Genomic DNA, 7,994 nt, shown 5'->3' with positions numbered 1-7,994 from the left:
GCTTTACGGTGTTAGTTTTACCATAAAGCAAACGATAACTGATAAAATAATAGTGGTCAAAAATGTCATTCTGACAATACTGACCACTATAATAAAATGGTCAACATGGTCAGATTGACAGTGGTCAACATCACCGGAATCTTAACCCTAGATTACATTAACCTTCATTTAACGGGGTGGTCAACATCATCAGAAAAAAGTGGTCAACATCACCGGAATAGGTGGTCAAGATGGTTCGGAATATACAGGTATTCCCATATTCATCTTGATTAATAATAAAATCATACGAATCAATATCAATTGGTTTTTCAAAATAATTTACTTTCAATAGTTGTGCTTTGCAAAATAGCTTATCAGAGTAATAATTTTCAATTTCCTTTGCATCAAAACCAATTGAAATGCCTTTATAGGAATTTGCATAATGCGCCCAAAAATGAAGATTATTAAATCCTTTATCTCCTATTTTACCTTTTAATGCTGGTTTAGTAAGACAAAGAATTCCGAAATCATCTGTTTTTCTTTTTACAAAATCTAAAAGAGTTCCATTTTCAGGACATTTTGTTTGAGTAAAAATATTTTCCGAACTATTAAAAGCGCCTAAAATATTCATATTACTATCAAAAGGGTCATTGAAATTAGTAGGTTTTGAAAACCAAAAATATCTGTTTTTAAGGGCATCCTTTGAATGGTCATTCCAATCGGAATATTTATAAACAATATTACTTTCCATTTTTTAAAAACTAATTATTCTCTTTGAAACCATCATAAACCCAAACACCAATCAATACTGAAATCCAGTAAAATGGAATTCCTGGAAAAATTGAATAAAGAAAAAATTCATCTATGTCATAATAATATTCACTAAATGCTCCTAACGTTCCTCCTAATATCATGGCACCTGGAATTGTTCCAACAATAATTGCTCTTTTTACACCTTTCTTTAATTCATTAAATTTTTTGAACATAGCTTAATTATTTAGTTAGTTAATATTTATTTTTCTTACTTATTTGTGTACAGTTTTTTTTTCTTAAATGCACTACAACGTTTTGGCGCTTGGCGCAGTGGCGGATTTCGGAGCAGAAAACTGTCAATAAACCACAAAAATTGATGCGAGGTAGAATGTTCAATTAACCACTTCACCCGCCATTGAGCCAAACGCCTGTTGGGTGCTGGCCTTCCTTGTCTTGTTTGTTCAAAAGTCATTTCGCAGTACATTGTCAAGTTTGATTGATAAATTTGTCTCAACTTCAGAATGGTTAACAGAAGACCAAAATGGAACGTCAATTACTTTGATTTTAATTTCTTCGTTGTCATTAGATTTCTGAATTCTAAAAATATAATCTTCTGCAAGTTTTTCGGAAGTGTTTGGATATATAAGAATTACTTTGTCTGTCCCTCTTCGATATGCATAACTAATCATTTGATACATATCCGCCTGAGAAACGCCTTTTTTGTTGTCAGATGATTTTAAATCCCATCTAGGCTTATATTTTGTGTCTATAATGATTTTTTCTTTAGTCATTTTATTTGTCAATAAAATGTCGTGTTGCAAGTTGAAGGTTTTCGGATTTTGATGCAGATAAAGTTCTGATTTTTGAGATTCAATTTCAAAGTCTTTGCTGAAATGGTCTTTTAAAAAACCTGAAATAAAATCTTCAAAAACGTATTCCATTGGAAATAGTAAACTCCAATTTTTCATTTCATATTCAGCGTGTGAATATATCTTATTTTCAAGAATCATTCTACAACATTGCATCACATCTTCATACTCGTCAAATAATGTCGGAATTCTAATTTGATTCAGTTGATTTATTGTGCATACTTGGTCTTCAACTTCATCAAGTACATGAATAATCTCATGAAGTATTCTTTGAGTTTCAGGCATTATCGTTTGTGACAATAATAACCTTACACAATGTTTAATTATTCTGTTGACTTTATTGTCATATACAAAAGGCTCATAATCACAATCAATGAATTGATGTTTGCCGTAAGACAGATTTGTGGTATATCTATTAAAGTTAATTTTGCCTCTCGGAGTTATTAATGCTTCTTCTACCTCCTCATATGCAGAAAATGGTTTTGAACTTACAGTTTCATTGATTTGCTTTCCAATTAAATAGATAATTAGTTCAGGGAAACGGTCAATCTCAAAGTTGTCAAGGAAAGATTGATTAAATGGGAATTTTATTTTCTTACAATAGCTAAACCAATAGAATAAATGTCTATGCATTAAATCCTTATTAGGGGGATGCATGCCCTGAAAGACTTTTGGATAAATTTCCAATGAATCATCATTGCAATTTATGAAGCCAACAAAATTATTTGCTTTAGCCTTTTCACCATCAAAAGAAATGAAAGGTTGATAATTTGAGCTGTTTATAATTTCCGTTTCTTGATTCTCATCAACCCACAAATTTTTATAATCCTGCCAAAGAAAACGCAAGTATCCTTCAAGACCAATTCTGTCTTTTACTGAAATTTGCTGGCCATATTCAAAAAGTGTAAACATTAGTTGGCAGGTTGAATAATCCAATCATACTTTTCAATATCGTATTTGATAACCCACGAGCTATTTTTAAAAATTTCTTCGACAACCTCTGTTTTACCTGAAAAGTATTCCATTAATAATGGAATGATTTTGTTTTTGATAACTTTAAAAGTGTCGATAACTGTCATAAAATAAGCGTGACCTATTAAATAGTCGGCAGATTTTTTACGAGAATATATTTCCTTATTGATGTGTTTTAGAAAGTCTCCATCACTCTCTTCCAACTTGCTATAATCAGGAAAGTATCCAATAAATTCAAAACGTCTGCGAAGAGCAATATCAATTAAAGCAATTGATTTGTCAGCTGTATTCATTGTACCAACTAAATAAAGATTTGGCGGAACGCCAAATTCTTTATCTCCGTTTGGCAGAGTAAGTCGCAATTCGTTTTTAGCATCAATTCTTTTGTCCTCTTCCAAAAGAGTAATCAGTTCGCCAAATACTTTTGAAATATTTGCTCGATTTATTTCATCTATGATTAATACAAAGTTTTTGAGTTTTTCCTTTTGTCCACTTCCTGATGGCTTTCTCTTTTCTTGAATTAATTTAGCTAAAGGGTTATAGTAAACGGAAAGTCCTGATGTTACTTCTTTAATCCCTTCGACTACATCTTGAAGTGTTTGAATGCTTAAAGTATGTTGAGTTCCGCCAGATGGTTTTGTAAAATGAATAGTAGTATCACTTACATCCGTGATTTTGTATTTAAGTCCTGAAACCATAGTGATTTCAACACTTTCATTTTTTTCTTCTATTGGTTTAATTATTTCATTGAAAACTTGACTAAAAGATTTTGCTAATGCTGTTTGTTCTTTTGAAGCTAAATAATTCTCCTTTGCTTTTTTTGCTATTTCATAAAATATACCTCGATATGGTTTGAAACGTAATTGGTCGAACTCTATATCTGGTCTGATTCCAACCATAAAATCTTCATATGAGTAGTTTTGATGAAATGTGACAAATTCAATTTGTCCTTCTTTTTTTAACTTGTCAAAAATCTCTTTACTGTCTTCATGATTACTTTTAATACCAGTGACGATTTCAACTGCCTTGTCTATGCTGTTGTAGGTTTTTCCAGTTCCAGGAGGGCCAAATAAAATAATATTGTTAGGGTGCTTTTGGAATTCTCCTTGTTCCTTAATTTTTGTCGCACCTTTAGAGATAAATTCTACTCCAAAATGAGGCTCGAATATATTTCTATTGGCTTCTTCAATTTTATCAATTGTAATTTCCGTAAATGTGCTATTGCCACTAGGATAAATAAACTCCTTTAGTGACTTCAATGGTGAAGGGTCTGGATTGATTGCAGATTTAACATATTCTACCTCTCTATAAATCCAACCATTTTCGTCCGTTATGTCTTCTGGCACATATCCCCATGAACCCGCTTTAACCTTAGCAATTGCAAATAACTCATTTCCTCCGATTGTGATATAAACAAAGTCACCTTCTGTTAAGTCATTTTTAAAAGCTTCTGCTTGCCCTTTTTTGGTGTTTTCATGAATAACTATCCATTGATTTTCCTTAAAAACATCTCTTATGCTTTCGTTAGCTTTTGTCTTAAATGAGCCATGAGAGATTTTATAAAGTCGATTTTGATAAAGTGGAATAGTTAGAAGTTTGTCTTTAATTGGTTCGTCATCAATAATTAGTTTTTTGTTTTCTTCGAAGAACTTCAACATTTCCTCAAAATCAAAATTTTCAGGAGATAATTCAATGGGACCTTTTATGTATGAAGCATCGGAATGCCTGTAAATTCCATATTTAATTGTACCATGATGAAAGTCTGAAAAAATTTGTAATCCAGTCGATTGTGTTGCTTGATTTTTATTAAATAATGCAAACCATAGTCTATCGCTACCTTGTTGTCTCGCACCTTGAAAGTCAAAGTATATGTGTTTTACTTTGTCCTTTAATTGAAGTCTGTTTATAATTTCAAAAATAAATTGGTCGATGAATTCTCTTATTGGATTATGCCCGTAAAAAGTAATAATCGGGAAAAATATTGAATAGTAATTTTTGTAAGCACGATATTGATTTTCTTTCCCAGTTTTATGTTTAACAATGAAGCCTTCGAGAGTAGTTAAGTCAAGTTTACTGCCGTCTTTGAGATATTTCAGTACGTCTTTTCTTAAGTCAACAATAACACCAGAACGAGAAGCGTAATAATCAGATGCTTTTTGAAGCTCGTCTTGTGGGACTGAATTTAATTTTGCAACTAAAGCATTATTGTCGGCATAAAGTGTTGCAATTTCTGATGAAATTTCACAAACATCTTTAATCCCTTTTTTTATTTCTTGTTCTGTCATAATGTCAATTTATTTTATGTCGGTCTCGGTCTTTTAGGCTTGCACCCAACGTTTTAGTGTTTGCGCATCAGCCGTTTTGAAAACTTTACTATCCGGCATGGCTGAACGTTGTTTTGTAAATATAGTAAAATCATTAATGTCCACCGGCTGTTGCGCAAACACGGTGTTGGCTGCTGGGCGTTTCTGTCGACCGTTTTATTTGCACAAATCACTGTCAGTTAATGAAGTCATAATTGCCTGAATAAAAGTTGTCATATGATAAATCTAGGTCAGGCGGAAATGACCAGCGTCAACAATTCTATTTATTCTTAACGTGCAGTTTATTGTCCTTTACACAACCGCTGTTTACCAACTTGTCTGGCTTAATTCCTTTCTTCTTTATTGTCCAAGTAGTCAAGGCTAAATTTGGGTAATTGATTATATCATTGTTTAAGAATTCTTGGTCATTTAAGAATTCAAGTCTTTTATCTTGAATTGTCCAAGTCCCTTTAACTTCTCCTTGGCAGCCACCAACTCCGTATTTGTAAATAAATTTTTTGTCCTTTTCAAGAATTAGAATTGAGTATCTCTCGAATTTATTTTGAGTCGATTCATAAACTCCAATAAGTCCGAAAGTTGAGTCCTGTCCGCGAACACTAAATGAAATAATAGTCAATAGTAAAATGGTCAGTCGTTTCAAGTTTGTTGAATTTTATTTACGCCTTGCAGCCAACGTCGTTTTGCGTGTATGAGAAGTAGCGGATTAAAAAGCACTTCACTTTCAGTTTGGTACTGACTTTTATTAAAAGCACTGACCATTAATGCAGCACTAAACCCGCTATTTCTTATACACGCTGTTACCACACGTTTTTTATCTTCGGTTTGCAATAAATTCATCTGCGATTATATATGGTTGTCCTAAACTAAAATCGTTTGGGCTAACGTCTTCGTTTCCAAAAATCAAAAGTTTTGCATTCGGACGATTTGCGTAACCTTTATCATATCCGTCCGTTTCCGTTTTTACTTTAAATTCTATTCCGTGTTTTTTACACACTTTTTCAATGGATTCTTTTAACGGTTTAGGTATCGATAAATTCCGCTTTCCGTTTTGTTTATAATATTCATTCAGAGCCCAAAAATTCTTGTGAAGCGGAATCCAATTTCCAGCAACTTTTTCATACTCAAAGAATAAATCACCTATAAATTCGCTCGGATTTTCTGGAAACTTTATTAGTTCACATTCCAATTCTGCTTTGTTATAAGTCCAGAGTAATGGATGGTCAGTTAAAATTTTCAGTTTAATATATGGTAGATACAGGTCTGCATAAATTCCGTTAAAATCAATTGTTTTGTGAGCTATTAATCTCCAATGCTCGGCATTATGCATTTTCCCAAAATCGTCTTGCTCTTCAACCACAAAATTGAACTCCATTGTCTTATATTGACCTATCTGGCCTTTTAATTCAGTCAAATGTAAATGTCCATTTTGATAGAATTCTGTTGTATTTGTTCTTTCTATTAATTGTTCAATCATTGTTTTTCTCAAATGTGTGGTAACGTTTTGCAGCTACCCGAAGGTGGCGATTTCGAAGCACTTCACTGTCAGTTAAGCACAAACTTTGATAGAAGTACAAAGCTTGATTTAACCACTGAACCGCCACTTTTGGGTAGGTGCTGTTATAGGGCGTTTTTCTTCTTTCGGTCGTCATTTTACTATCTTTAGAATTGAAGGTTCGTCAACTCTTAACCACCTTAAAATTTCTTTCGCTCTTGTTTTGTCTTTCTTTCTGGCTCTATCAAACTCGTCCATTAGTCCGCTTTCCCAAAGCCTTTCATTGACTGTCATTCCTGATAGTCCAACAATTTTTTGGATTCTGTAAAGTGTTTGTTCGTCAATGAGTTTTTTAAAAATGTGTTCACAAGCTTCTTTTTCAGTCGTAAAAGTTCTTATTGAGTGTTTTTCGCCACGCTCTTTATAAAAAGTTTCATATTCAAGTCCGTTTTGTCCTTGTCTTATTGTTAAACCTATTTTGTCATTGTCGTCATTAGAGCCGAAAAGTCCGTGAAGGAAATATTGGTCTTCCGAAATTCCACTTTCTTCCAATCGTTTATGTAATTCTTTAATTGTCATTTAATTCGGTTGTCCATTCAATATTTCCGTTTTTTTCTCTGCATAACTCAAGACTTCCCATTCCATAGTTGTAAGAAACGGAATATTCTATATTCCTGTCTTTAATAAACTTTCTCAAGTCAGGTGAAGCTGAAAGCATTTTCGAAAACAGTTCCTTTGTTTCATTCAATTCATTTAAAGCTCTGGTTTTTGATATGTTTTTAAGGTCATAACTCTCTGCCCAACCTGAAACAAAAAAATTATTTTTATTGTCGCTTCCAAATGTCAAGTCGCCTACTTTAAATGAATGTCCATCTTGAAGTAAAATGATAGCATTTTTGATTCTATCTGTCAATTCTTTTTCATTCATCAGTATTGTCTTGGTCGTCTTTTAAAATTCTGACTAACGTAAATAAATTCCCTCAATTTGAGCTGATTTCGAGGCCTAAATCCTCATTAGTCAGACCGAATTTATCGATTTGTTTTTTTATTCTCTTAACTAAGCCCAACTTTCTTTTTTGATCCAAGAAAAGATAGCCTTCGGGATTTTCATATGGAATTCCTTTTACGACCATATTCCAAATGATGACTGCAATCTTTCTTGCTGTGGCGCTGATGGCAGAAACTCTGCCTTTTCTAAAGCTTATCCTCTGAAAGAAGTCCCTCAAGGGTGTAGAGTCTTTCAGGTTCCCGATGGCATTTGCAGCATTTCTCAAGGCTATTTTAAGTCTGTTGCTCCCTTTTGGCACTTTACTAGACAGTACTTTGCCACCACTTACTTTATTGTTTGGGGCAAGCCTAAGCCATGAAGCAAAGTGCTTGGCTGTTTTAAACTTCTTGATCCCTTCCATGCCTACTTCACTCATCAATGCCAAAACCGTAGAAAAGCTCATACCTTCAATTGCCAAAAGATCTGTTCCCTCAAACATCTGATACGCTTTTAGATTTAGATCAATGTCTTTTGGGGTATTCTTATTTACTCTTTTATGGGGTTTTGATTCGAGGTAGTGTTCTCGCTTATCATCATCCGAATCGATGATTTCATTC

The 7,994-nt window shown here is 33.2% G+C and carries 9 protein-coding genes; all 9 read right to left on the bottom strand.

The window, feature by feature from the left end:
* Nucleotides 1–157: 157 nt before the first annotated feature.
* Nucleotides 158–730, bottom strand: a complete 573-nt coding sequence (locus MM213_RS20300; RefSeq protein ID WP_241414715.1) for a DUF2971 domain-containing protein — start codon at nt 728–730, stop codon at nt 158–160.
* A 10-nt stretch (nt 731–740) separates the two neighbouring features.
* Entirely contained in the window at nt 741–965 is a 225-nt protein-coding gene (locus tag MM213_RS20295) for a hypothetical protein (protein ID WP_189586811.1), read from the bottom strand.
* Nucleotides 966–1,193: 228 nt separating this feature from the next.
* The gene (locus tag MM213_RS20290) at nt 1,194–2,513 is read right to left on the bottom strand and encodes an McrC family protein (protein ID WP_241414714.1); all 1,320 of its coding nucleotides are present in this window, start codon (nt 2,511–2,513) and stop codon (nt 1,194–1,196) included.
* Entirely contained in the window at nt 2,513–4,858 is a 2,346-nt protein-coding gene (locus MM213_RS20285) for an McrB family protein (protein ID WP_241414713.1), read from the bottom strand. The genes MM213_RS20290 and MM213_RS20285 overlap by 1 nt, the downstream gene beginning before the upstream one ends.
* A 298-nt stretch (nt 4,859–5,156) precedes the next feature.
* On the bottom strand, nt 5,157–5,537 hold the full coding sequence (locus MM213_RS20280) for a hypothetical protein (protein ID WP_241414712.1): 381 nt from the start codon (nt 5,535–5,537) through the stop codon (nt 5,157–5,159).
* Between the two features lie 171 nt (nt 5,538–5,708).
* Nucleotides 5,709–6,371 carry a hypothetical protein gene (locus MM213_RS20275; RefSeq protein ID WP_241414711.1) on the bottom strand — a complete coding sequence of 221 codons (663 nt, stop codon included), beginning with the start codon at nt 6,369–6,371 and terminating at the stop codon, nt 5,709–5,711.
* A 171-nt stretch (nt 6,372–6,542) separates the two neighbouring features.
* Nucleotides 6,543–6,968 carry a hypothetical protein gene (locus MM213_RS20270; protein ID WP_241414710.1) on the bottom strand — a complete coding sequence of 142 codons (426 nt, stop codon included), beginning with the start codon at nt 6,966–6,968 and terminating at the stop codon, nt 6,543–6,545.
* The gene (locus tag MM213_RS20265; RefSeq protein ID WP_241414709.1) at nt 6,958–7,317 is read right to left on the bottom strand and encodes a hypothetical protein; all 360 of its coding nucleotides are present in this window, start codon (nt 7,315–7,317) and stop codon (nt 6,958–6,960) included. Before MM213_RS20265 ends, MM213_RS20270 begins: the two co-directional genes overlap by 11 nt.
* A gap of 52 nt (nt 7,318–7,369) precedes the next feature.
* A partial coding sequence (locus MM213_RS20260; protein ID WP_241414708.1) for a transposase occupies nt 7,370–7,994 on the bottom strand: 625 nt, incomplete at its 5' end.

Origin of the sequence: Belliella alkalica, from assembly GCF_022549785.1 — a bacterium.
Taxonomy (GTDB): domain Bacteria; phylum Bacteroidota; class Bacteroidia; order Cytophagales; family Cyclobacteriaceae; genus Belliella; species Belliella alkalica.
This window is presented reverse-complemented; position numbering and strand designations above follow the sequence as displayed.

What these genes read in the sequence shown, in the direction of transcription:
- MM213_RS20295 (WP_189586811.1), bottom strand. Translation starts at nt 965, where the DNA reads ATGTTCAAAAAATTTAATGAATTAAAGAAAGGTGTAAAAAGAGCAATT.
- MM213_RS20290 (WP_241414714.1), bottom strand. Translation starts at nt 2,513, where the DNA reads ATGTTTACACTTTTTGAATATGGCCAGCAAATTTCAGTAAAAGACAGA.
- MM213_RS20285 (WP_241414713.1), bottom strand. Translation starts at nt 4,858, where the DNA reads ATGACAGAACAAGAAATAAAAAAAGGGATTAAAGATGTTTGTGAAATT.
- MM213_RS20275 (WP_241414711.1), bottom strand. Translation starts at nt 6,371, where the DNA reads ATGATTGAACAATTAATAGAAAGAACAAATACAACAGAATTCTATCAA.
- MM213_RS20270 (WP_241414710.1), bottom strand. Translation starts at nt 6,968, where the DNA reads ATGACAATTAAAGAATTACATAAACGATTGGAAGAAAGTGGAATTTCG.
- MM213_RS20265 (WP_241414709.1), bottom strand. Translation starts at nt 7,317, where the DNA reads ATGAATGAAAAAGAATTGACAGATAGAATCAAAAATGCTATCATTTTA.
- MM213_RS20300 (WP_241414715.1), bottom strand. Translation starts at nt 730, where the DNA reads ATGGAAAGTAATATTGTTTATAAATATTCCGATTGGAATGACCATTCA.